The sequence below is a fragment of the Pseudomonas sp. Pc102 genome, from assembly GCF_018408275.1.
In the GTDB taxonomy this organism is placed as follows: Bacteria; Pseudomonadota; Gammaproteobacteria; order Pseudomonadales; family Pseudomonadaceae; genus Metapseudomonas; species Metapseudomonas tohonis.
In genome coordinates, this window is the sequence record NZ_AP021905.1 from 169,983 (window position 1) to 193,043 (window position 23,061).

Annotated in this window: 22 protein-coding genes; 13 read left to right on the top strand and 9 right to left on the bottom strand. The window is 66.7% G+C overall.

Features of this window, described 5'->3' with window-relative positions; genetic code table 11:
• Positions 1 to 46 precede the first annotated feature (46 nt).
• Positions 47 to 721, top strand: a complete 675-nt coding sequence (gene radC, locus PHLH3_RS00840; protein ID WP_111262963.1) for a DNA repair protein RadC — start codon at positions 47 to 49, stop codon at positions 719 to 721.
• Here radC and PHLH3_RS00845 read toward each other — a convergent pair.
• Together PHLH3_RS00845 and PHLH3_RS00850 are read right to left on the bottom strand one after the other, a co-directional pair.
• On the bottom strand, positions 718 to 1,275 hold the full coding sequence (locus PHLH3_RS00845; protein WP_173178543.1) for a hypothetical protein: 558 nt from the start codon (positions 1,273 to 1,275) through the stop codon (positions 718 to 720). The two genes, radC and PHLH3_RS00845, sit on opposite strands and share 4 nt — an antisense overlap.
• Positions 1,275 to 2,852, bottom strand: coding sequence for an ABC transporter substrate-binding protein (locus tag PHLH3_RS00850; protein ID WP_213627614.1), 1,578 nt, complete (start codon positions 2,850 to 2,852; stop codon positions 1,275 to 1,277). The genes PHLH3_RS00845 and PHLH3_RS00850 overlap by 1 nt, the downstream gene beginning before the upstream one ends.
• Positions 2,853 to 3,206: 354 nt before the next feature.
• Between PHLH3_RS00850 and rpmB the strand changes: the two genes are divergently transcribed.
• Together rpmB and rpmG are read left to right on the top strand one after the other, a co-directional pair.
• On the top strand, positions 3,207 to 3,443 hold the full coding sequence (gene rpmB / locus PHLH3_RS00855; protein WP_039806568.1) for a 50S ribosomal protein L28: 237 nt from the start codon (positions 3,207 to 3,209) through the stop codon (positions 3,441 to 3,443).
• Positions 3,444 to 3,453: 10 nt separating this feature from the next.
• On the top strand, positions 3,454 to 3,609 hold the full coding sequence (rpmG, locus tag PHLH3_RS00860; protein WP_003457707.1) for a 50S ribosomal protein L33: 156 nt from the start codon (positions 3,454 to 3,456) through the stop codon (positions 3,607 to 3,609).
• Between the two features lie 143 nt (positions 3,610 to 3,752).
• Here rpmG and PHLH3_RS00865 read toward each other — a convergent pair whose 3' ends face one another.
• Positions 3,753 to 4,115, bottom strand: a complete 363-nt coding sequence (locus tag PHLH3_RS00865; protein WP_111262965.1) for a cupin domain-containing protein — start codon at positions 4,113 to 4,115, stop codon at positions 3,753 to 3,755.
• Between the two features lie 308 nt (positions 4,116 to 4,423).
• Here PHLH3_RS00865 and PHLH3_RS00870 point away from each other — a divergent pair, with 308 nt between their 5' ends.
• Positions 4,424 to 5,917: an aldehyde dehydrogenase gene (locus PHLH3_RS00870; protein WP_173178541.1), complete on the top strand. Its 1,494-nt coding sequence runs from the start codon at positions 4,424 to 4,426 to the stop codon at positions 5,915 to 5,917.
• A 166-nt stretch (positions 5,918 to 6,083) separates the two neighbouring features.
• On the top strand, positions 6,084 to 7,247 hold the full coding sequence (locus PHLH3_RS00875; RefSeq protein WP_213627616.1) for an MFS transporter: 1,164 nt from the start codon (positions 6,084 to 6,086) through the stop codon (positions 7,245 to 7,247).
• 1 nt (position 7,248) lies between these two features.
• Here PHLH3_RS00875 and PHLH3_RS00880 read toward each other — a convergent pair whose 3' ends face one another.
• From PHLH3_RS00880 to PHLH3_RS00890, 3 genes are all read right to left on the bottom strand, one after another.
• Positions 7,249 to 8,781 (bottom strand): phospholipase D family protein, encoded by a 1,533-nt coding sequence (locus PHLH3_RS00880; RefSeq protein ID WP_244863110.1) that lies wholly within the window; start codon positions 8,779 to 8,781, stop codon positions 7,249 to 7,251.
• A 103-nt stretch (positions 8,782 to 8,884) separates the two neighbouring features.
• Positions 8,885 to 10,216, bottom strand: a complete 1,332-nt coding sequence (locus tag PHLH3_RS00885) for an FAD-binding oxidoreductase (protein ID WP_213627620.1) — start codon at positions 10,214 to 10,216, stop codon at positions 8,885 to 8,887.
• A gap of 136 nt (positions 10,217 to 10,352) precedes the next feature.
• Positions 10,353 to 10,841, bottom strand: a complete 489-nt coding sequence (locus PHLH3_RS00890; protein WP_031287530.1) for an Lrp/AsnC ligand binding domain-containing protein — start codon at positions 10,839 to 10,841, stop codon at positions 10,353 to 10,355.
• Between the two features lie 158 nt (positions 10,842 to 10,999).
• Here PHLH3_RS00890 and dadA point away from each other — a divergent pair, with 158 nt between their 5' ends.
• The 6 genes from dadA to PHLH3_RS00920 all read left to right on the top strand — a co-directional run bounded on the left by dadA (position 11,000) and on the right by PHLH3_RS00920 (position 15,752).
• The gene (gene dadA / locus PHLH3_RS00895; RefSeq protein WP_173178537.1) at positions 11,000 to 12,298 is read left to right on the top strand and encodes a D-amino acid dehydrogenase; all 1,299 of its coding nucleotides are present in this window, start codon (positions 11,000 to 11,002) and stop codon (positions 12,296 to 12,298) included.
• Positions 12,273 to 12,626: a RidA family protein gene (locus PHLH3_RS00900; RefSeq protein WP_111262971.1), complete on the top strand. Its 354-nt coding sequence runs from the start codon at positions 12,273 to 12,275 to the stop codon at positions 12,624 to 12,626. The genes dadA and PHLH3_RS00900 overlap by 26 nt, the downstream gene beginning before the upstream one ends.
• Positions 12,627 to 12,685: 59 nt before the next feature.
• Positions 12,686 to 13,753 (top strand): alanine racemase, encoded by a 1,068-nt coding sequence (gene alr / locus PHLH3_RS00905; RefSeq protein ID WP_213627622.1) that lies wholly within the window; start codon positions 12,686 to 12,688, stop codon positions 13,751 to 13,753.
• A gap of 188 nt (positions 13,754 to 13,941) precedes the next feature.
• Positions 13,942 to 14,490 carry a cupin domain-containing protein gene (locus tag PHLH3_RS00910; protein WP_111262973.1) on the top strand — a complete coding sequence of 183 codons (549 nt, stop codon included), beginning with the start codon at positions 13,942 to 13,944 and terminating at the stop codon, positions 14,488 to 14,490.
• Between the two features lie 166 nt (positions 14,491 to 14,656).
• Positions 14,657 to 15,187, top strand: a complete 531-nt coding sequence (locus PHLH3_RS00915; RefSeq protein WP_213627624.1) for a sterol desaturase family protein — start codon at positions 14,657 to 14,659, stop codon at positions 15,185 to 15,187.
• A 142-nt stretch (positions 15,188 to 15,329) separates the two neighbouring features.
• Positions 15,330 to 15,752, top strand: coding sequence for a c-type cytochrome (locus PHLH3_RS00920; protein ID WP_111262975.1), 423 nt, complete (start codon positions 15,330 to 15,332; stop codon positions 15,750 to 15,752).
• 83 nt (positions 15,753 to 15,835) lie between these two features.
• Here the strand turns inward: PHLH3_RS00920 and PHLH3_RS00925 are convergent, their stop codons facing one another.
• Both PHLH3_RS00925 and rep read right to left on the bottom strand, forming a co-directional pair.
• The gene (locus PHLH3_RS00925; protein ID WP_111262976.1) at positions 15,836 to 16,408 is read right to left on the bottom strand and encodes a xanthine phosphoribosyltransferase; all 573 of its coding nucleotides are present in this window, start codon (positions 16,406 to 16,408) and stop codon (positions 15,836 to 15,838) included.
• A gap of 127 nt (positions 16,409 to 16,535) precedes the next feature.
• The gene (rep, locus tag PHLH3_RS00930; protein ID WP_213627626.1) at positions 16,536 to 18,548 is read right to left on the bottom strand and encodes a DNA helicase Rep; all 2,013 of its coding nucleotides are present in this window, start codon (positions 18,546 to 18,548) and stop codon (positions 16,536 to 16,538) included.
• Between the two features lie 277 nt (positions 18,549 to 18,825).
• On the opposite strand from rep, the gene PHLH3_RS00935 reads away from it, so the two are divergent.
• Positions 18,826 to 20,502 carry a bifunctional diguanylate cyclase/phosphodiesterase gene (locus PHLH3_RS00935; protein WP_213627628.1) on the top strand — a complete coding sequence of 559 codons (1,677 nt, stop codon included), beginning with the start codon at positions 18,826 to 18,828 and terminating at the stop codon, positions 20,500 to 20,502.
• On the opposite strand, the gene PHLH3_RS00940 is transcribed toward PHLH3_RS00935, so the two are convergent.
• On the bottom strand, positions 20,499 to 21,887 hold the full coding sequence (locus tag PHLH3_RS00940; RefSeq protein WP_213627629.1) for a NorM family multidrug efflux MATE transporter: 1,389 nt from the start codon (positions 21,885 to 21,887) through the stop codon (positions 20,499 to 20,501). The genes PHLH3_RS00935 and PHLH3_RS00940 overlap by 4 nt on opposite strands.
• A gap of 137 nt (positions 21,888 to 22,024) precedes the next feature.
• Between PHLH3_RS00940 and PHLH3_RS00945 the strand changes: the two genes are divergently transcribed.
• A complete protein-coding gene (locus tag PHLH3_RS00945) occupies positions 22,025 to 22,945 on the top strand; it encodes a LysR substrate-binding domain-containing protein (protein WP_173178530.1) in 921 nt (306 codons plus the stop codon).
• The last annotated feature ends 116 nt before the right edge of the window (positions 22,946 to 23,061 follow it).

The window sequence follows — 23,061 nt, forward strand, 5'->3', positions numbered from 1 at the left end:
CAGCGACCGCATGGGAACAGCGGCCCCGCTCAACCACGGAGGTGCCATGAGCATCCGTCACTGGCCTGCGGCGGAGCGCCCGCGGGAGAAGCTTCTCGAACAGGGCGCGGCGGCCCTCACCGACGCCGAACTCCTCGCCATTTTCCTGCGTACCGGGGTCTCCGGGCAGAGCGCGGTCGACCTCGCCCGCCACCTGCTCAACGACTTCGGCGGCCTGCGTCCCCTGCTGGAGGCGGACATCGATTCCTTCTGCCTCCGGCTCGGCCTCGGGCCGGCCAAGTACGCGCAATTGCAGGCCGTGCTGGAGATGGCGCGGCGGCACCTGGCTGAAGGATTGCGCCGCGATTCGGTGCTGGAGAGTCCTCAGGCCGTGCGTGATTACCTGAAGGCGCAGCTGCGCCACGAACCCCACGAGCTGTTCGGCTGCCTGTTCCTCGACTCCAGGCACCGGGTACTGGCCTTCGAGGTGCTGTTCCATGGCTCCATCGATGGCGCCAGCGTCTACCCGCGCCAGGTGGTCAAGCGCGCGTTGGCGCATAACGCTGCCGCGCTGATCCTCACCCACAACCATCCGTCCGGGGTCGCCGAGCCGAGCCAGGCCGACCGTGCGCTTACACAGCGCCTGAAGGAGGCGTTGGCGCTGGTCGAGGTGCGGGTGCTGGACCACTTCGTGGTGGGTGATGGCGAGCCGCTGTCGATGGCCGAGTACGGTTGGCTCTAGGGCGCGTCGACCTGGCGCTGGATGGCTGCCAGCAGGCGGCGGCGGATCAGCCCGCTGGCCGGTCGGATGGCCAGCCAGTAAGGAGTGAAGAGCAGGCGGCTGCGGCGGTCCGGGCAGTGCACGCGGGTCTCTGTGTGCAGGACGATGCCGCCGTCGGTGCCGGGGCTGCAGTGGAAGCCCATGAGCAGCTTGGCGACACCGGGCTCGGCATAGGCGCTGAAGGCATTGGCGTCATCCACCCGCTCCAGTCCGAAGTCGCTGCGCCAGAAACGGCCGATCAATCCATAGGCCAGTGCCTGGTCGGCGTCCCGCTCCAGCAGGGTGAACTCGTGCAGCCCGAACGGCGGCCGGTCCTTGAGGCGGTTCTCGCGCCCTAGTGCGCCGGCCAGGCGGGCCGGCGCCTCGCGGATGCGCAGCAGGGTGCGCACCAGCGGGTCGTCATGCACGGTGAGATCGCCCACCGCGTCCAGCGCCTGCCGCGCGGTTGCCCGCAACGGCAGCTGGTGCCGCTCGACGAACTGGAACTGCGGCAGATAGCGCTCGCCCAGCTCCATCAGGGCTTCACGCTGACGTGGGAGAAGTCCTGGCGACCGAAGGGGTTGGCCTGGTAGCCGTCGACGCCGGAGCGGGCCAGGGCGAAGGCGGTGGGGTGTGCCAGCGGCAACCATAGGGCCTGCTCCTGGATGATCTGCTGCGCCTTTATATAGAGAACGCTGCGGTCGGCCTGGCTGCCCTGGGTCTTGCCGTCGCTGATCAGCTTGTCCAGCGCAGCGTCGCAGTAGCGCGCGAAGTTGAGGCCGGACTGCACCGAGGCGCAGGAGAATTGCGGGGTGAGGAAGTTGTCCGGGTCGCCATTGTCACCGGCCCAGCCCATGAACAGCAGGTCGTGCTCGCCGGCCTTGGCGCGACGGATCAGCTCGCCCCACTCGATCACGCGGATCTCGGCCTGGATGCCGACCTTGGCCAGGTCGGCCTGCAGCAGTTGGGCGCCAAGGCTGGGGTTGGGGTTGAGCAGGCTGCCGGAGGGGCGTGTCCAGATCGTGGTCTTGAAGCCGTCCTTGAAGCCGGCTTCGGCCAGCAGTGCGCGAGCCTTTTCCGGGTCGTGGGGGTAGCCGGGCAGGTCCTTGGCATAGCTCCAGGTGTTGGGCGGGTATGGGCCGCTGGCGGCGCTGGCGCTGCCCTCGAACACCGCTTTCAGGTAGCTCTGCTTGTCGAAGGCGAGGTTGATGGCCTGGCGCACCCTGGCCTGGTCCAGCGGTGGGTGCTGGCTGTTGATGCCGACGAAGGCCGTCATGAAGGCCGGGGTCTGCAGCACCTTAAGGCTGGCATCCTGGGTCGCGGCCTGGACATCCAGCGGCTTGGGCGAGAGGGCGATCTGGCATTCGCCGCGGCGCAGCTTCTGCAGGCGCACATTGGCGTCGGGGGTGATGGCGAAGATCAGCCCGTCCACCTTCGGCTTGCCGGCGAAGTAGTCCGGGTTGGCGGCGTAGCGCACGGCTGCGTCCTTCTGGAAGCGCTTGAAAACGAAGGGGCCGGTGCCGATCGGCTGGGCGTTGAGCTTCTCCGGCGTGCCGGCCTGCATCAACTGCCCGGCGTACTCGGCGGAATAGATGGAGGCGAAGCCCATGCTCAGGGTGGCGAGGAAGGTGGCGTCAGGCTTGTTCAGGGTGAAGCGCACCTGCAGCGGGCCGACCTTGTCGATGGCCTTGACCAGCTGCGGCAATTGCATCGACTGGGCGTGGGGGAAGCCGCTCTGGGCCACCTTGTGCCAGGGGTGGGCGGTGTCGAGCATGCGCTGGAAGCTGAACAGCACGTCATCGGCATCCAGTTCGCGGCTGGGCTTGAAGTACTCGGTGGCATGGAAGCGCACGCCAGGGCGCAGCGTGAAGAGGTAGCTCAGGCCATCGGGCGAGACCTCCCACTGCTGCGCCAGGCCCGGGACCAGTTCACCGCGCTGGGCATCGAACTCCACCAGGCGATTCATCAGCATGTCGGCGGAGGCGTTGGTGGTGGTCAGCGAGTTGTACTGCACCACGTCGAAGCCCTCGGGGCTGGCCTCGGTGCAGACGCTCAGGCTGGCTGCCTGGGCGAGCAGCGGGGCGAACAGCAGGGGCAGGGCGGCGAGACGCATGGGGTGCTCCTTGTGCGAGGGCCCGGGGCGGGCTGCGGGCGAAGGCCTTACGCTAGACCATGGCCGGAGCCGGAGCAACGCGCTTTTGGCGACGAGCGGTCATTTTTCATGCAGGCCGCACCGATGCGGCCGCAGGCGCCCCCTGCGTTGCCTGGCCTTTCGCCCGGATGCCGCAGCCCTTGCTGCTCCAGGGGGTTTCTGATATAAAGCAGCGCTCTTTTCTAGGGGCCCGGTCTTTCGCAGTCTTTGTGTGGCCGGTAAGACCCTGACGAGACGGGCGCTAAAACGCCCACAAGTGAGAGTTCAAGCGGCCAACCCATGCCGGGTTGGGCATGAGGTTTAGAGGGCTGAGGCATGTCTAGAGTCTGTCAAGTAACCGGTAAGGGTCCGGTTACCGGGAACAACATTTCCCACGCAAACAACAAAACCCGTCGTCGTTTCCTGCCGAACCTGCAGCACCACCGCTTCTGGGTCGAGTCCGAGAAGCGCTTCGTGCGTCTGCGCGTTTCCGCCAAGGGCATGCGTATCATCGACAAGCGTGGTATCGACGTAGTTCTCTCCGAACTGCGCGCCCGCGGCGAGAAGGTATAAGGAGCTAATCATGCGTGAACTGATCCGTTTGGTGTCCAGCGCCGGTACCGGCCACTTCTACACCACCGACAAGAACAAGCGCACTACTCCCGACAAGATCGAAATCAAGAAATTCGATCCGGTCGTGCGTAAGCACGTGATCTACAAGGAAGCCAAGATCAAGTAATTGATCCGGCCCTTGTCGAAGAAGCCCGCCTACATGGCGGGCTTTTTCATGCCCGCGATTTGCCGTCGACTGCGACGACACCCATAAAAAAGCCCGCTTGCGCGGGCTCAAGGGGGTGACAAGCATGGAGGTGAAGCGGTGGATCACTTGGCCTGTTCGAAGATCACATAGACCTTGCGGCAGGCCTCGAGCACTTCCCAGGTGCCGGAGAAGCCGGCCGGGATGACGAAGCGGTCGCCGGCGCGAACGGTCTTGGCATTGCCGGCGGCGTCGCGGATGACGGAGACGCCCTGGAGGATCTCGCAGTATTCGTGTTCGGTGTAGTTCACCGTCCACTGGCCGATGGCGCCCTCCCAGATCCCTACGTTGAACTGCCCGCACGGGCTGCCGTAGTGGTTGCGCACGCTCTGCTCCGGGTCGCCCTTGAGGATTTTCTCGGGGGCGGGACGGTAGTGTTCGGCGGCGGCTGGGCTGTTGGCGAAGTCGACGATGGATTCGATGTTCATGGCGGTTCCGTTGCGGCTGGCGGATGGCCCTCGTTCGTTGGGCCTGTTTTTTATTCTGCCCGGCTGTGGGGTCTTTCCACGCTCCCGAAGAGTGAAAGGAAAAACGCCTGGGCGATCCGACTTGGAGTCTATGTTTAATAAAACGAACATGACAAGGGCGTTTGGCTGAATTTTGTCAAAAATATTGAAAATCCAGGGCCCTCTGGTTTAGGGTTGCGATCAGGTCCGGCCGCATGCCGGCCTTGCAGAATTCTTGACAGTGCCGGGTCTGGAATCCGGCACTTATCGACTAATAAGAGGAACGCCCCATGACCACCCTGACTCGCGCCGACTGGGAACAGCGCGCCAAGTCCCTGCAGATCGAAACCCGCGCCTTCATCCATGGCGAGTACACCCACGCCGTCTCCGGCGCGACCTTCGACTGCATCAGCCCGGTGGATGGGCGCGTGCTCGGCCAGGTGGCCAGCTGCGACCTGGCCGATGCCGAACTGGCGGTGAAGGATGCCCGTGCCGTCTTCGAGTCCGGTGTCTGGTCGCGCCTGGCGCCCACCGCGCGCAAGGCGGTGATGATCCGCTTCGCCGACCTGATCGACGCCCATGCCCAAGAGCTGGCGCTGCTGGAAACCCTGGACATGGGCAAGCCGATCAGCGACTCGCTGAACATCGACGTCTCCAGCGCCTCCCGCGCCATCCGCTGGAGCGGCGAGGCCATCGACAAGATCTATGACGAAGTCGCCGCCACCCCGCACAACGAGCTGGGCCTGGTGACCCGCGAGCCGGTGGGCGTTGTCGCCGCCATCGTGCCGTGGAACTTCCCCCTGCTGATGACCTGCTGGAAGCTCGGCCCGGCGCTGTCCACCGGCAACTCGGTGATCCTCAAGCCGTCCGAGAAGTCGCCGCTGACCGCCATCCGCATCGCCCAGCTGGCCATCGAGGCCGGCATCCCCGCCGGCGTGTTCAACGTCCTGCCGGGCTTCGGCCATACCGTGGGCAAGGCCCTGGCGCTGCACATGGACGTCGACACCCTGGTGTTCACCGGCTCCACCAAGATCGCCAAGCAGCTGATGGTCTACGCCGGCGAATCCAACATGAAGCGCGTCTGGCTGGAAGCCGGCGGCAAGAGCCCGAACATCGTCTTCGCCGACGCGCCGGACCTGCAGGCCGCCGCCGAGGCCGCCGCGGGCGCCATCGCCTTCAACCAGGGCGAAGTCTGCACCGCCGGTTCGCGCCTGCTGGTGGAGCGTTCGATCAAGGACAAGTTCGTGCCCATGGTGGTCGAGGCGATCAAGGCCTGGAAGCCGGGCAACCCGCTGGACCCGGAAACCAACGTCGGTGCCCTGGTCGACACCACCCAGATGAACAACGTGCTGTCCTACATCCAGGCCGGCCATGACGACGGCGCCAAGCTGGTGGCCGGCGGCAAGCGCGTGATGGAGGAAACCGGCGGCACCTACGTCGAGCCGACCATCTTCGACGGCGTGGACAACGCCATGCGCATCGCCAAGGAAGAAATCTTCGGCCCGGTGCTCTCGGTGATCGCCTTCGACGACGTCGAGGACGCCATCGCCATTGCCAATGACACCGTCTATGGCCTGGCTGCCGCGGTGTGGACCAGCAACCTGTCCAAGGCCCACCTGACCGCCAAGGCACTGCGCGCCGGCAGCGTCTGGGTCAACCAGTACGACGGTGGCGACATGACCGCGCCCTTCGGCGGCTTCAAGCAGTCGGGCAACGGCCGCGACAAGTCGCTGCACGCCTTCGACAAGTACACCGAGCTGAAAGCCACCTGGATCAAGCTCTGAACCAGGGCGGCGCGACCGCCCCATAAAGGTCCGCCTTCCTTCGGGAGGGCCGGCTCCACGGAGCCAAGCCTGCGGCCGGGTTTCCTTCACAGGAGCCCGGCCGTTTTTGCTTTTCTGCCTGCCAGGATCCTCCGGGATACCGGCCCATGGAATGAAGGACACCTGCATGCGTTGGGGGACCTACTTCGCCGTCTGCGGCGCGGTGATCAGCATCGGGCTCGCGCTGGGGGTGACCATGCCCCTGGTCTCGCTGCGCCTGGAAAGCTGGGGCTACGACGCCTTCGCCATCGGCGTGATGGCCGGCACCCCGGCGGTCGGCGTGCTGCTCGGTGCCTCCCTGGCCGGCCGGCTGGCCGCGCGTTTCGGTACCACGACCCTGATGCAGCTGTGCCTGCTGGTCAGTGCCGTGTCGGTGGCGATGCTGGCGCTGGTGCAGAGCTACCCGATCTGGCTGGCCCTGCGCCTGTTCATCGGCGTGGCGCTGACCGTGGTGTTCATCCTCGGCGAGAGCTGGATCAACCAGTTGGCGGTGGAGAAGTGGCGCGGTCGCCTGGTGGCGCTCTACGGCACCGGCTACGCGCTCAGCCAGCTGTCCGGGCCGCTGCTGCTCAGCGTGCTGGGCACCGGCAACGACCTTGGCTTCTGGACCGGCACCGGGCTGCTGGTGGGCGGTTCGCTGATGCTCCTCGGGCGCACCGGCGCGCCCAGCGTCGACGCCCACAGCGCCTCCGGGCGCGGGTTGCTGACCTTCTGCACGCGGCTGCCGACCATCGCCTGGGCGGTGGTCCTGTTCGCCGCCTTCGAGGCGATGATGCTGACCCTGCTGCCCATCTACGGGCTGCGCCAGGGCTTCAACCAGGAGATCGCGCTGCTCATGGCCAGCGTGGTGGTGGTCGGCGATGCGGCACTGCAGCTGCCCATCGGCCTGCTGGCGGACCACATGTCTCGGCGCACGCTGTTCCGTGGCTGCGGGCTGGCCCTGCTGGTGTCGAGCCTGAGCATCCCGCTGTTCCTGCACACGCCGTTGATCTGGCCGATCTGGGTCGTGTTCGGCGCCAGCGCGGGTGGGCTCTTCACCCTGGCGCTGATCCTCATCGGCGAGCGTTACCGCGACGATGAACTGGTCCGCGCCAATGCCCACGTCGCGCAGCTCTGGGGTATCGGTTGCCTGATCGGCCCGCTGGTGACCGGCGCCGCCAGCCAGTGGATCAGCGGCCATGCGCTGCCGCTGATGATGGCCATCGGCGCGGCCGGCTTCGTCTGGCTGGCCTGGACCCGCGAGCTGTTCGACGACGAGGGCGAAGAGTCGGCCGTCGCGGGCAGCCGCTGAGTCAGAGCATCCGCTCGAGCCCCACACGCTCGGCGAACCACGCATTGAAGTGCCGCCACAGGCTGCCCGGCTCGCGGCGCAGCTCCTGCTGGCGCTCACCCTCCCCGGTTATCCACAGCATCTCTCCGCCCGGGCCCAGCCTTACCTGGTAGCTGCGCCCGGGGCTCATGCCCTGCAGCGCCAGGCGGCGCAGGTGCGCGCTCAGCGCGGGGCTGTCGATCAGCACGCCGACCTCGGTGTTCCATAGCACCGAGCGCGGATCGAAGTTGAAGGAGCCGATGAAGGCACGGCGCCGGTCGAGGATCATCGCCTTGCTGTGCAGGCTTGAGTTGGACGAGCCGCTGAAGCTGTATTGGCCGCTGCCCGCGCCATCTCCCGGCTGGCGGCGCAGCTCGAACAGGTGCACGCCGTGCTCCAGCAGCCGCTGGCGATAGGGCGCGTAGCCGCCGTGGACGGCGGGTACGTCCGTGGCTTCCAGGGAGTTGGTCAGCAGGCGGATGTCGACGCCGCCATCGGCCTTGCCGATCAGGTAGTCCATGCCTTCCGGGGCGGGAACGAAATAGGCCGAGACCAGCACCAGGTCCTCCTTCACCTCGTCCAGCACCGGCTGCAACTGGCTGGCCAGCAGCAGGTGCGGGTCGGGTGGACCGCTGGCCAGCACCTTGCTCGGCGCGTCCCACAGGGCGCTGGCCGGCGCCCAGATCAGCTCGCGCAGCCAGAGGTCCAGGCGCGGGTCGTCGCGGTAGGTGTGCAGCCGATCGTAGAGGGTCTTCTGCCGGGCCCGCGCCTGGGCCAGGTAGCCGCGCAGGCGCTGGCGGGCTTCGTCCAGCTCCTGGCGTTCCGGCTGGCGCCAGAGGAATTGCTGGATCGGCTTGCTCAGGGCGCTGTTCCAGTACTGGTCGAAGCTCTGCCCCAGCTGCTCCGCCACCGGACCGATGGCCAGCAGGTCGATGTCGGTGAAGTTGAGGCTGGGCTCGGCATCGAAGTATTCATCCCCCAGGTTGCGCCCGCCGACGATGGCGGCGGCGTTGTCGGCCAGCCACAGCTTGTTGTGCATGCGCCGGTGCTGCTGGCCCAGGTCCAGGGCGCGACCGAGGGTGCGCGTGACGCCGGTGGCGCGGCCCAGGTGCAGCGGATTGAACAGCCGCACCTGGATGTTCGGGTGTGCGGTGAGCAGGGCGATGCTGGCGTCGCGGCCGTCGCTGCTGGTGTCATCGAGCAGCAGGCGCACGCGTACGCCGCGGTCGGCGGCGCGCAGCAGTTCATCGAACAGGGCGCGGGTGGAGAGGCCGTCGTGGACGATGTAGTACTGCAGGTCGAGGCTGTTGCGGGCCGAGCGGATCAACTCGGCGCGGGCGCTGTAGGCCTCGTTGCTGGCCGGCAGCAGGCGGAAGCCGGATTGCCCGGGATGGCTGGCCGCGAGGGCCAGCAGGCGCTCACCGAAGGGCGACTTTGCAGCGGCGACGGCCTGGCTCGGTGACGCCGGGGGTGGCGTGACGCAGCCTGTGAGCGTGGCCAGCAGGCAGATGAACAGAAGGGAGATGCGCACGTCGGCCTCCGACTCGCCGGGTCCTTGAGCTCAGACGCCAGCGCAGCCGGAAGATTCAGGTAAACCCGCGGCTGGCGCGGGTCGTGGGTCATTTCGCCAGGCTGTTGCCGACGCTTTCCCTGATCCGGTACCAGAGCATGCCGAGGGCCAGCAGCGGCGAGCGCAGCAGCTTGCCGCCGGGGAAGGTGATGTGCGGCACCTTGGCGAACACGTCGAAGCCGCCGCCCTGTTCGCCGCTGATGGCCTCGGCCAGCAGCTTGCCCGCCAGGTGGGTGGCGTTGACCCCGTGGCCGGAATAGGCCTGGGCGAAGTAGACGTTGGGCTGGTCCGGCAGGCGGCCGATCTGCGGCAGGCGGTTGGCGCCGATGCCGATCATGCCGCCCCACTGGTAGTCGATGCGCACATCGGCCAGTTGCGGGAACACCTCCAGCATCTTCGGCCGCATGTAGGCGCCGATGTCCGCCGGGTCGCGCCCGGAATAGTGGCAGGCGCCGCCGAACAGCAGGCGGTTGTCGGCGGAGAGGCGGTAGTAGTCGAGGGCCACGCGCTGGTCGCACACCGCCATGTTCTGCGGCAGCAGCTGCCTGGCCAGCGCCTCGGGCAGGCGCTCGGTGGCGATGATGTAGCTGCCCGCCGGGAGCACCTTGCCGCCGAGGGTCGGGTTGAGGTCGTTGAGGTAGGCGTTGCAGCCGAGCACCAGGGTCTTCGCGCGGACCTGGCCCTGGGCGGTGTGCACCTTGACCTCCGGGCCGTAGTCGATGCGCTGCACCGCGGAGTGTTCGAACAGGCGCACACCCAGCGAACTGGCGGCGGCGGCCTCGCCCAGGGCCAGGTTCAGTGGGTGCAGGTGGCCGGAGCCCATGTCGATCAGGCCGCCGGCGTAGCGGTCGGACCCCACCACGCTGCGCATCTCGCCCGGCTGCAGCAGGCGCATCTCGTGGCGGTAGCCGAGGGACTTGAGGTCCTCCATGTCCTCGGCGAAGCCGGCGAGGTCGCGGGCCGTATTGGCCAGGTCGCAATAGCCCCAGGTGAGGTCGCAGTCGATGGCGAATTCCTCCACCCGGCGGCGCACCAGCTCCACGGCTTCCAGGCCCATCAGCTTGAGCGCGCGCACGCCGTCCCGGCCGACCACCGATTCGAAATGCTCGACGTCGTGGCCGACACCGCGGATCAATTGGCCGCCGTTGCGCCCGCTGGCGCCCCAGCCGATCCTGTGCGCTTCCAGCAGCACCACCGAGAAGCCGCGCCTGGCCAGTTCGATGGCGGTGTTCAGCCCGGAGAAGCCGCCACCGACGACGCAGACGTCGGCCACCTCCTCGCCCGCCAGGGGCGGATGCTCGATGCGACGGTTGGCAGTCGCGGCGTAATAGGAGGGGGCGTGCTGGTCGCTGTGGACCGGATGGCGAACGCGGGCGTTCATGTGCGGAATCCTGATTATTATGTTTGGAAAATTTGACGGAGGATAAGCACGAAGCACGCCAACCGCCAAGGGGCGCCCAGGAAAAATCCCTGTGCCCCGCAGGCAACTATCCAGGGGCGCGTCGGCGCCCCGGGGTTCACTCCGGAATGGGCAGGTTGAGGGATTCCTTGACCTCTTCCATCACGATGTAGGACTTCGACTCGCGCACGTGCGGCAGCTTCAGGAGGATGTCGCCGAGCAGCTTGCGGTAGGACGCCATCTCGTTGATCCGCGCCTTCACCAGGTAGTCGAAGTCACCGGAAACCAGGTGGCATTCGAGCACGTGGGGCAGCTTGAGGACGGCGCGGCGGAAGTCCTCGAAGGTATCGCCGGACTTGTAGTCCAGGCTGATCTCGACGAACACCAGCAGGCTCGCCTTGAGGTGCTGCGGGTTCAGCCGGGCGTTGTAGCCCATGATGATCCCCTCGCGTTCCAGGCGGCGTACCCGTTCGGTGCAGGGTGTGGTGGAAAGGCCCACGCGCTCGCCCAGCTCGGTGAAGGAGATACGGCCATCCTCCTGGAGGATTCGTAAAATATTCCGGTCTATCTTGTCTAACTCACGACGCGATTGATGCTGGGTACGCATGGTGGATGCCCCTCCGCAAAAGCCGTATTGGCCAAGAATTATCGCCAAATATAGCTGGCTATATAGTGAATATCACTGGGGCGCTCTTCATATACTGCGCGGCATCTACGCTCAAAATAACAAACGCAACGGTGACGCCCGTTGCGCTGGAGGCAGACATGCGAGTGATGGTGCTGGGCAGCGGTGTGATCGGTACGGCGAGTGCCTACTATCTGGCCCGGGAAGGCTTCGAAGTCGTGGTGGTCGACCGGCAGAACGCCGTCGCCATGGAAACCTCCTTCGCCAACGCGGGCCAGGTCTCTCCTGGCTATGCCTCGCCCTGGGCCGCCCCGGGCGTGCCGCTGAAGGCCATCAAGTGGCTGCTGCAGAAACACGCGCCCCTGGCCATCAAGGCCACCGGCGACATCGGCCAGTACCTGTGGATGGCGCAGATGCTGCGCAACTGCACCGCCGCCCGCTACGCGGTGAACAAGGAGCGCATGGTGCGCCTGTCCGAGTACAGCCGCGACTGCCTCGACGAGCTCCGCGCCGAGACCGGCATCGCCTACGAAGGCCGCCAGCTCGGCACCACCCAGCTGTTCCGCACCCAGGCCCAGCTCGATGCCGCCGCCAAGGACATCGCCGTACTGGAAAGCTCCGGCGTGCCTTATGAAGTGCTCGACCGCGCCGGCATCGCCCGCGCCGAGCCGGCCCTGGCCAAGGTCACCGACAAGCTGGCCGGTGCCCTGCGCCTGCCCAACGACCAGACCGGCGACTGCCAGATGTTCACCACCCGCCTCGCCCAGATGGCCCGTGACCTGGGCGTGGAGTTCCGCTTCGGCCAGGACATCCAGCGCCTGGACTTCGCCGGTGACCGCATCAATGGCGTATGGATCGACGGCAAGCTGGAAACCGCCGACCGCTACGTGCTCGCCCTCGGCAGCTACAGCCCGCAGCTGCTCAAGCCGCTGGGCATCAAGGCCCCGGTCTACCCGCTCAAGGGCTACTCGCTGACCGTGCCCATTACCAACCCGGAGATGGCCCCGACCTCCACCATCCTGGATGAGACCTACAAGGTCGCGATCACCCGGTTCGACGACCGCATCCGCGTCGGCGGCATGGCCGAGATCGCCGGCTTCGACCTGTCGCTGAACCCGCGTCGCCGCGAGACCCTGGAAATGATCACCGCCGATCTCTACCCGCAGGGTGGCGACCTGGCCCGCGCCGAGTTCTGGACCGGCCTGCGCCCGGCGACCCCGGACGGCACGCCGATCGTGGGCGCGACCCCGTTCCGCAACCTGTTCCTGAATACCGGACACGGTACCCTTGGCTGGACCATGGCCTGCGGTTCCGGCCGCCTGCTCGCCGACCTGATGGCGCGCAAGCGTCCGCAGATCAGCGCCGAAGGCCTGGACATCTTCCGTTATGGCAACACCAAGGAGAGCCAGAAACATGTCACTACAGCGCCTGCGCACTGAAGCCCGCTACAGCGAGATCGTCATCCACAACGGCACCGTCTACCTGGCGGGCCAGCTGGATGAAGCGCTGAACCCGGGCATCGAGCGCCAGACCCGCGAAACCCTCGATGCCATCGACCGCATGCTCGCCGAGGCCGGCACCGACAAGAGCCGCATCCTCTCGGTGACCATCTACCTCAAGGACATCGACGCGGACTACGCCGGCATGAACGCCGTGTGGGACGCCTGGGTCGCCAAGGGCGCCGCCCCGGCCCGTGCCTGCGTCGAGGCGAAGATGTACTCGCCCGAGGTGCTGGTGGAAATGACCGTGGTCGCCGCCCTGCCCTGAACCCTTGCTCTGCCCGGCGTCCGCGCCGGGTTTTTACATAACCAGAAGAAGCCCCTGCCATGCGTCCCGCCCGTGCCCTGATCGACCTCGAAGCGCTGCGCCACAACTACCGCCTCGCCCGTGAAACCACCGGCGCCAAGGCCCTGGCCGTTATCAAGGCGGACGCCTACGGGCACGGTGCGGTGCGTTGCGCCCAGGCGCTGCAGGCGGAGGCCGACGGCTTCGCCGTGGCCTGCATCGAGGAAGCGCTGGAGCTGCGCCAGGCGGGCATCACCGGTCCCATCCTGTTGCTGGAAGGCTTCTTCGAGGCGGACGAACTCCCCCTGATCGAGCAGCACGCACTCTGGTGCGTGGTGCATTCCACCTGGCAGCTGGAGGCCATCGAGCGCGCCAGCCTGCGCCGGCCGCTCACGGTGTGGCTGAAGATGGACTCGGGCATGCACCGGGTCGGCCTGCATCCCGCCGAGTACCGCGACGGCTACCAGCGGCTGATGGCCAGCGGCAAGGTCGGCAAGATCGTGCTGATGAGCCACTTCGCCCGGGCCGATGAGCTGGACAGCGGCAGTGCCGCCGAGCAGGTCGCGGTATTCGAGCAGGCCCGCGCGGGCATCGCGGCGGAGGTCAGCCTGCGCAACTCCCCGGCGGTGCTGGGTTGGCCACAGGTGCCGAGCGACTGGGTGCGCCCCGGGATCATGCTCTACGGCGCCACGCCCTTCGAGCAACCGCACGAACTGGCTGCACGCCTGAAGCCGGTGATGACCCTGGAGTCGAAGGTCATCAGCGTGCGTGAGTTGCCGGCCGGCCAGCCGGTCGGCTATGGCGCGCGTTTCGTCACCGAGCGGCCGACCCGCGTCGGCGTGGTCGCCATGGGCTACGCCGATGGCTATCCCCGGCATGCGCCGACCGGCACGCCGGTGGCCATCGACGGGCAGCTCTCGCGCCTGATCGGTCGCGTGTCCATGGACATGCTCACCGTCGACCTCACCGATCTGCCGCAGGCCGGGCTCGGCAGCCGCGTCGAGTTCTGGGGCACTCAGGTACCGGCCAGCGAGGTCGCCATCCAGGCCGGCACCATTCCCTACCAGATCTTCTGCAACCTGCGCCGGGTGCCGCTGATCTACCTCTAAAGCCGCGGCCGGCGGTCATCCGGCGCGCTGATGATGGTCCAACTATCTGATTTTCCTTGGGGTTTCCCGGGGTGGTGAAAGTTTGCGCAGGATTTACGGCCGAAGTGTTGTAAATACTGAACGCTGGCCGCATGATACGGCCACCGTGACCACCCCCCTCAACAAGAATCCCAAGGAGGATCCCACCATTGGACGTCGGTGTTCGACTGCAAGCTATCCGCAAGCTCAAAGGCCTCTCCCAGCGTGAACTCGCCAAACGTGCAGGCGTTACCAACAGCACGATTTCCATGATCGAAAAGAACAGCGTGAGCCCCTCCATCAGTTCGCTGAAGAAGGTGCTCGGGGGCATCCCCATGTCGCTGGTGGAATTCTTTTCCCTCGATCTGGAACAGGACAACCAGACCCAGGTCGTCTACCGGGCTTCCGAACTTACCGATATCTGCAGTGGTGCGATCACCATGAAGCTGGTGGGCAAGGCCCATCCCAGCCGGGCCATCGCCTTCCTCGACGAGACCTACCCGCCGGGCAGCGACACGGGTGACGAGATGTACGCCCATGAAGGCGAAGAGGCCGGGATGCTGGTCGAGGGCCGCCTCGAACTGACCGTCGGCAACGAGCTGTTCATCCTCGAGCCGGGCGACAGCTACTACTTCGAGAGCAGCAAGCCGCACCGCTTCCGCAATCCGTTCGACCTGCCGGCCCGCCTGATCAGCGCGACCACGCCGGCCAATTTCTAACCTGTTCCGACCCTGCGCGGGGGCTTCGCGCCACCTGCGCGGTGCATGCCGTGCAGCCCAACCGTTCTGCACCGGCCTGCGGCACCCGCATGCGCCGCCAGAGGGCGGCCTGACCCCGTACACCAGAGTCGTGCCGCCTGCGCCGGGCCCATGACAGGGAGATCCCATGGCCGCCTCCAACAAATGGCTGATGTCCTCGCTCGCCTACTACCTGGACTTCTTCACCGCCCCGCTGTTCGTCCTCATCGCACTGCTGATCGGCCCAGTCCTGCCCTGGCAGCTGGTCGGCGGCCTGTTGCTGTGGTCGTTCATCGAGTACGGCGTGCACCGCTTCCTGTTCCATTCGCTGTATCGCCGCGAGCACTGGACCCACCACCTCGACGTGCTGGCATTCATCGGCATCTCCAGCTGGAAGACCAGTGCGGTCTACGCGCTGCTGCTCCCGCTGTGCGCCTACCTCGGCCTGGCCTCGCTCTATGCCGGGCTGGTCGCGGGCTACTTCCTCTACATTTCCCTGCACTACGTCATGCATCGTCCCGGGCACTGGTTCTACCGCTTCATTCCCGGCCTGGTGTTCAACCATGACCTGCACCACAGGAAGGGGATCGAGAAGAACTTCGGCGTTTCTTCGCCGCTCTGGGATCACGTCTTCGGCACCTACGTCCGCGTTGCCGAAAAGGAGACCGCGGCGGGCTGACCCCCGACCCTGGTCGCAGCGGCCTCATGCTTTGGTCGTGCGACAAGCTGGGTTGTTTCAGCCTGGCGGGCTAACCGTTATACTGGCGCCCGCCCGCGAAACCGTGGCCGCGGGCGTCACTAGCCACGATGAGGGTGTAAGGGTGAACCTAATAAACAAAATGCTGGCAGCGCACGTTGCCGTATTGGCCCTTTGGGCTGTAAGCGCTCAGGCCGCGACCGACGATGCCATCGCCGAACGCATCAAGCCGGTGGGCGAAGTCTGTGTCCAGGGCCAGGAATGCAAAGGCGTCGAAGCCGTAGCCGCCGCTGCTGGCGGTGGCGCGAAGACGCCGGACGACATCATCGCCAAGCACTGTGGCGCCTGCCACACCGCCGGCGTCCTGGGTGCACCGAAGATCGGCGACACCGCTGCCTGGAAAGAGCGTGCCGACCACCAGGGCGGCCTCGACGGCATCCTGGCCAAGGCCATCACCGGTATCAACGCAATGCCCCCGAAAGGCACCTGCGCCGACTGCACCGATGACGAGCTGAAAGCGACCATCAAGAAGATGTCCGGCCTGTAACAGGAACCTGGCATCAATGAAAAAGCCGCCCTCGGGCGGCTTTTTCGTGTCCGGCTGCTGCGACCCGTTGTCGCAGGTGCCCGTCAATCTATGAAGGTGACGCTGCCGTCGGCCAGGGAGCCGACGCGGGCCAGGGATTCCACCCGGTAGCCTTCGCTTTCCAGCAGGGCGCGGCCATCCTGGAAGGACTTCTCGATGACGATGCCGAGGCCGGCGATGCTCGCGCCCGCCTGGCTGATCAGGTCGATCAGCGCCTTGGCGGCGTGGCCGTTGGCGAGGAAGTCGTCGATCACCAGCACATGGTCGGAGGCCGTCAGGTGCTTGGCGGAGATGGCGATGGTGCTCTCGGTCTGCTTGGTGAAGGAGAACACCTTGGAGATCAGCAGGTCGTTCTTCAGCGTCAGCGACTGGAACTTGCGGGCGAAGATCACCGGGATGCCCAGCTCCAGGCCGGCCATCACCGCCGGGGCGATGCCCGAGGCCTCGATGGTGACGATCTTGGTGATGCCCTGGCCGCGGAAGCGCTCGGCGAACTCATGGCCGATGTGCTTCATGAGCTGCGGGTCGATCTGGTGGTTGAGGAAGGCGTCCACCTTCAGCACCTGGTCGGAAAGCACGATGCCTTCGGAGAGGATCTTTTCTTTGAGAATGTTCACGGGAGGGGCTTCCTGCGAAGCTGCTGTCGCTGATGAAGCGCGGCATTCTACCTCGGCGCGGGGGCATCGCGCGATGCCCTTGTGACAGCACGCGCGGGAGTCCCCGGCAGCCAGGCGGCCGGGGGCCTCAGGGCTTCCTGAGCATGGCGCGGATGTCCGCCAGCGCCGTGTTGCCGCGCACCGCCTTGACCTCGACCGGCGTGTCCTCCATGCCTTCCCACTGCAGGTCTTCCTGCGGCAGCTCGTCGAGGAAGCGGCTCGGCGCGCAGTCGATGATCTCGCCGTACTGCTTGCGCTTGGCGGCGAAGGTCATGGCCAGGTTCTGCCGGGCGCGGGTGATGCCGACATAGGCGAGCCGGCGCTCTTCCTCGATTGTGTCGGCCTCGATGCTGGAGCGGTGGGGCAGGATGTCTTCCTCCACGCCCATGATGAACACATAGGGGAATTCCAGGCCCTTGGACGCGTGCAGCGTCATCATCTGCACCCCGTCGGCGCCCTCCTCCTCTTCCTGCTGGCGCTCCAGCATGTCGCGCAGCACCAGCTTGGCGATCGCCTCCTCGATGGTCATCTCGCCGTCCTCGTCGCGCTCGAGGGTGTTCTTCAGGGCGTCGATGAGGAACCAGACGTTGCCCATGCGGAACTCGGCGACCTTGTCGCTGGAGGCGTTCTGGCGGATCCAGTTCTCGTAGTCGATGTCCATCACCATGCTGCGCAGGGCGGCGATGGGATCGGTCTGCGCACATTGCTGGCGGACCTTGTCCATGAAGCGCTTGAAGCGCTGCAGGCGCTCGGTGTAGCGGCTGTCGAGGTGCTCGCCGAGGCCGACCTCGTCGGCGGCGGCGTACATCGAGATCTTGCGCTCGGTGGCGTAGTTGCCGAGCTTCTCCAGGGTGGTGGAACCGATTTCCCGGCGTGGCACGTTGATCACGCGGAGGAAGGCGTTGTCATCGTCCGGGTTCACCAGCAGGCGGAAGTAGGACATCAGGTCCTTCACTTCCTGGCGGCCGAAGAAGCTGGTGCCGCCCGACAGCCTGTAGGGCACCTGGTGGTGCTGCAGCTTCAGCTCCATCAGCTTGGCCTGGTGGTTGCCACGGTAGAGGATGGCGAACTGGCTGTAGGGGCGTTCCGTCTTCAGGTGCAGCGTGAGGATCTCCATGGCGATGCGCTCGGCCTCGGCATCCTCGTTGCGGCAGCGGATCACCCGGATCGGGTCGCCGACGCCCATCTCGCTCCACAGCTGCTTCTCGAACACGTGGGGGTTGTTGGCGATCAGCACGTTGGCGCACTTGAGGATACGGCTGGTGGAGCGGTAGTTCTGCTCCAGCATCACCACCTTCAGCGACGGGAAGTCTTCCTTGAGCTGCATCAGGTTTTCCGGTCGCGCGCCGCGCCAGGCGTAGATCGACTGGTCGTCGTCACCCACCACTGTGAACTGCGCCCGGTGCTGCACCAGCATCTTCACCAGCAGGTACTGGCTGGCGTTGGTGTCCTGGTATTCGTCCACGAGCATGTAGCGCACACGCTGTTGCCATTTCTCGAGGATGTCCGGGTTCTCCTGGAACAGCTTCACCGGCAGCAGGATCAGGTCGTCGAAGTCGACCGCGTTGTAGGCCTTGAGGGTGCGCTGGTAGTGCAGGTACACCACGGCGGCCGTCTGCTCCTTGGGATTGCGCGCGTTGGCCAGCGCTTCCTCGGGCAGGATCAGGTCGTTCTTCCAGGAGCCGATGTAGTTCTTCACCTCGTCGGCGCCATCGTCCCCGGCGTACTCCTTCTGCATGATGTCCGTCAGCAGCGCCTTGATGTCCGACTCGTCGAAGATCGAGAAGCCCGGCTTGTAGCCCAGCCGGGCGTGCTCCTTGCGGATGATGTTCAGGCCCAGGTTGTGGAAGGTGGACACCGTCAGGCCGCGGCCTTCGGCGCCGCGCAACAGCGTGCCGACGCGCGCCTTCATCTCGCGGGCGGCCTTGTTGGTGAAGGTGACGGCCACGATGTACTGGGCGCGGATGCCGCATTCCTGCACGAGGTAGGCGATCTTGCGGGTGATCACGCTGGTCTTGCCGGAGCCGGCGCCGGCGAGCACCAGGAGAGGGCCGCCGACATAGTTCACGGCTTCCTGCTGCCGGGGATTGAGTCGGGACATGCTGGATGTATCACGGGGGAATGGCCGCGCATTCTAGCAGGCCGGCCCGGATATGCCGATGTGTGCCGAACAGTGTGACGCAGCGCCCCTTGATGAAGGGTCATGCTTGGATATTTCCATTCATCAAGTACGATTGTTCCGACAATCGGTGTTGATGGCTGTTCACATTTCGCGCAGAGTTCGCGGCAATGTGCCAGGAACGCACTAGAAGAACGACGTCGATCACGACGCGAATCAGGCCTTAGAAGCCATTGTTTTGTGACCCCGGGGAGGTCATTTGTCCGCGCTTGCCGAGCCCACGCGCATGCTCCTGCTGGCGGAAACGCCTGGCTGGGCGGAATCCTTACGCGAGCTGCTCGGCTCGCTGGGCAGCGTCGCCCCGCTCATAACCGCCCCTTCCTGGGAAGCCGCGAGCAGCCTGTTCGACGATGCCGACGGCGGCCTGCTGCTATGCACCCCCGGCCTGCTGCCGGCACCCGGTCGCTGCCACCTGCCCACCATCCTGCTGCTGGAGCACGAGCCCGAAGAGGCCCCAGCCGGTGTCAGCGACTGGCTGGTGCATGACCAACTGACCCCGGACCTGCTGCGCCGCAGCCTGCGCTACCTGCGCGAGCGCCGCACCCTGCAGGACACCCTGCAGAGCCTGGCCGAACAGGACCCGCTCACCGGCATCGCCAATCGCCAGGGCTTCCAGACCCTGCTGGCGGCCCGCCTTGCCGAATTCGCCGGGCGCGGCCTGGCGTTGGGCCACCTGGACCTCGACAACTTCCGCCACGCCAACGACGCCCTCGGCTACCAGGCCGGCGACCGCCTGATTCTGCAGGTGGTGGCGCGGCTCAAGGGCGAGCTGGCTGCCGGCGACCAGCTCGCCCGCCTGGGCAGCGACGAGTTCGCCCTGCTGCTGGATACCCGCCGCGACCCGTCCCGCGCCGAGAAGGTCGCCGAACGAATCGCCGAAGCGCTCGGCGAGCCCTACTGGGTCGATGGCGAGAGCCTGCTGATCGGCTGCAGCCTGGGCATCGCCCATGCCCGCTCCGACGAGGGTGCCGACCCGCTGATGTGGCACGCGCACATCGCCATGCAGCAGGCCAAGGCCGTGCAGGGCTGCACCTTCCACGTGTTCGACGAACGCATCAACCGCAGCGCCCGCAGCCTCGCCGACCTGGAAAGCGAGCTGCGCCGGGCCTTGCGCCGTGACGAGCTGGAGCTGCATTACCAGCCGCGCCTGTGCCTGGAGACCGGCCGCATCGTCGGCCTCGAGGCCCTGGTGCGCTGGCGCCACGCCGAGCGCGGCCTGCTCTCGCCCAACGAATTCGTGCCCCTGGCCGAGGAAAGCGGGCTGATCGTACCGCTCGGCTACTGGGTCATCTCCCGTGCCCTGCGCGACATGCAATGGCTGCGCGGACGCGGCCTGCCGGCGTTGCACATGGCGGTGAACCTGTCCTTCCGCCAGTTCCAGGACAGCCAGCTGCTGCCGACCCTCAACCGCCTGATCAGCGAGCGCGGCGTCGACGCCCAGTGGCTCGAGTTCGAACTCACCGAGACGGCGGTCATGCGCCGCAGCGAGCAGGTGCAACAGACCATGCAGGCACTGGGCAAGGTCGGCGTGCGTTTCTCCCTGGACGACTTCGGCACCGGCTTCTCCTCCTTCGTCCACCTCAACAGCCTGCCCATCACCCTGCTGAAGATCGACAAGAGCTTCGTCGGCGGCATGCAGGACCGTCCCGAGAACCGCCAACTGGTGCGCGCGATGATCAACCTGGCGCACAACCTCAACCTGGAAGTGGTGGCCGAAGGCGTCGAGACCTCCGAGCAACTGGCCCTGCTGCGCCAGTTCGGCTGCGACCAGGTGCAGGGCTACTGGATCAGCAAGCCGCTGCCATTGGCCGACCTCGCGCGCTTCCTGGTGTTCGGCGTGCGCCAGCCGCTGCTGGGCAACCTGCCGAGCCTCTAGAGGGCCTTGCAGGCCCCGGCCAGCGGCACCTGCGGGCGCAGCATGCGCAGGGTCTTCCATTCGAAGCCCAGGGTCAGCCCGACCGCCGCGCAGGCCAGCCCCGAAGCCAGCCCCCACCACACGCCCTGGGCGCCCATGCCGAGCGGGAAGGCCAGCAGCCAGGCCGCCGGGGCACCCACCAGCCAGTAGCAGCCGAGGCCGACGAGGAAGGTGGTCTTGGCGTCCTTGAGCCCTCGGATGGCGCCCATGGCGATGGTCTGGATGCCGTCGAAGAGCTCGAACAGCGCGGCGATGGCCAGCAGGCTCACGGCCAGGGCGACCACTTCCTGGTACTCGCCCGCCGTGCGGTCGAGGAACAGCCCCACCACCCATTCCGGCGCCAGCCAGAACAGCGCGGCGAAGCTCAGCATGCAGCCGGCGCCCACGGCGATGCCCAGGCGCCCGGCGCGGCGCGCGTCCTCCAGGCGGCCGGCGCCGAAGTGCTGGCCGATGCGGAAGGTCACCGCGTAGGAGATGCCCACCGGCACCATGAAGGCGACGTACACGGACATGATCGCGATCTGGTGCGCCGCCAGCGACAGGCTGCCCAGCGCCCCCATGCACAGCGCGGCGAAGGCGAAGAGCCCGGACTCCACCGCATAGGTGCCGCCGATGGGCAGGCCCAGGCGCAGCAGCTCGCGCAGGTCGTCCAGGCGTGGGTGCAGCAGGCCGTGGCGCAGGGAATAGGCGGCGTAGGCCGGGTGGCGGGTCACGTGCCAGGCCAGCAGCGCCGCCATGGCGCTCATCACCAGCGCGGTGACCAGGCCGATGCCGGCCAGGCCCAGTGGCGGCAAGCCGAACCAGCCATGGATGAGCATGTAGTTGAGGGCGAAGTTGGCCAGCGCACCGCCGATGCTGATGGCCATCACCGGCCCGGGACGGCCGATGGCGCTGGTGAAGCCGCGCAGGGCCATGAAGGTCATGTAGCCGGGCAGGGCGAACACCAGGGTGGAGAGGAAGCGCATGCCGCCCTCGATGTTGTGCGCCTCCTGGCCGAACAGGGCCAGCAGCGGGCCCAGGTTCCACAGCAGCAGCCCGGCGCCCAGGGCCAGGCCCCAGCCGAGCCAGAGGCCGGCCTGGGTCAGGCGCGCCGCCCCGGCGCTGTCGCCCGCGCCATGGCGGATGGCGACCAGGTTGCCCACGGCGGCGATCACGCCGACGCAGAAGATCGAGACGAAGGAATAGCTCGCCGCCCCCAGGCCGCCGGCGGCCAGTTCCGCCGGGCCGAGCAGGCCCATCATCACCGTGTCGGTGAACACCATCAGCACGTTGGCCAGTTGCGCCGCGATCAGCGGGCCGGCGAGGCGGAGAATGGCCAGGAGTTCGGAGCGGATCTGCTGTGGCATGAGTCTGGGTCACTTGTGGGGAGCGGAGCCCGAAAACGCACCGGGCCAGGGACGATGGATTCTCCAGCGCTTGAATCCGCGCCACAAAGGGAAAAAAATGATGCCTTCCATGACTCTGACTCATGAGTGGGTTCATCATGACGCGCCGCCTGCCACCGCTCTACGCCCTGCGTGCCTTCGAAGCCGCGGCGCGCCACGCCTCCTTCACCCGTGCCGCCGAGGAGCTGGCCATCACCCAGAGCGCGGTGAGCCGCCACATCCGGACCCTGGAGGAGCACTTCGCCTGCCGCCTGTTCGAGCGCAAGGGGCGCAACCTGCAGCTCACCGAGCCGGCACGGATGATCCTGCCCGGCCTGCGCGAGGGCTTCGATTCCCTGGAACGTGCCTGCGCCACCCTGCGGGTCGACGACAGCATCCTCTGCCTCAAGGCACCCTCGACCCTGACCATGCGCTGGCTGCTCGCCCGGCTGTCGCGCTTCCGCCTGCAGAACCCGGACGTGGAGGTGCAGCTGACCAGTGCCTGGATGGACGTCGACAAGGTCGACTTCAACCACGAGCCCTTCGACTGCGCGGTGTTGCTGAGCAGCGGCGGCTTCAGCGACGAGTGGGAAAGCGTCGAGCTGTTCGCCGAGTGGCTGATCCCGGTGAGCGCGGCCTCGGCCGCCGCCGACGGGCCCTGGGACCTGGCACGGCTGAAGCAGGCCGAGTTGCTGCACCCGACGCCGGACCGGCGTGACTGGCGGCGCTGGCTGCAGGCGATGGGGCTGGAGCAGGACATCCCGCTCAAGGGCGGGCAGGTGTTCGACACCCTGGAGTTGGGCATCGTCGCCGCCACGAGGGGTTACGGCGTCTCCATCGGCGACCTGGTGATGGTCGCCGAGGATGTGGAGCAGGGCCGCATCGGCCTGCCCTGGCCCACGGCGGTGCCCAGTGGCGACAGCTACCACCTGGTCTGGCCGAAGGTACGCAGCGGCCAGGACCGCCTGCGTCGCCTGCGCGACTACCTGCTGGCCGAGGTGGCGGCCATGCGCCTGCCGGCGGTGGAATTCAAACGCTAGAACCGCGTGGCGTCTGCTTACAGATTTTTCCGGTGCTTTGAGCAGATGCGTCCTATACCTCACTAGGGCGGTCAAGTATTCTCGCCGCCCGCCGAAGGAGCCACAGAAGTTCCTCG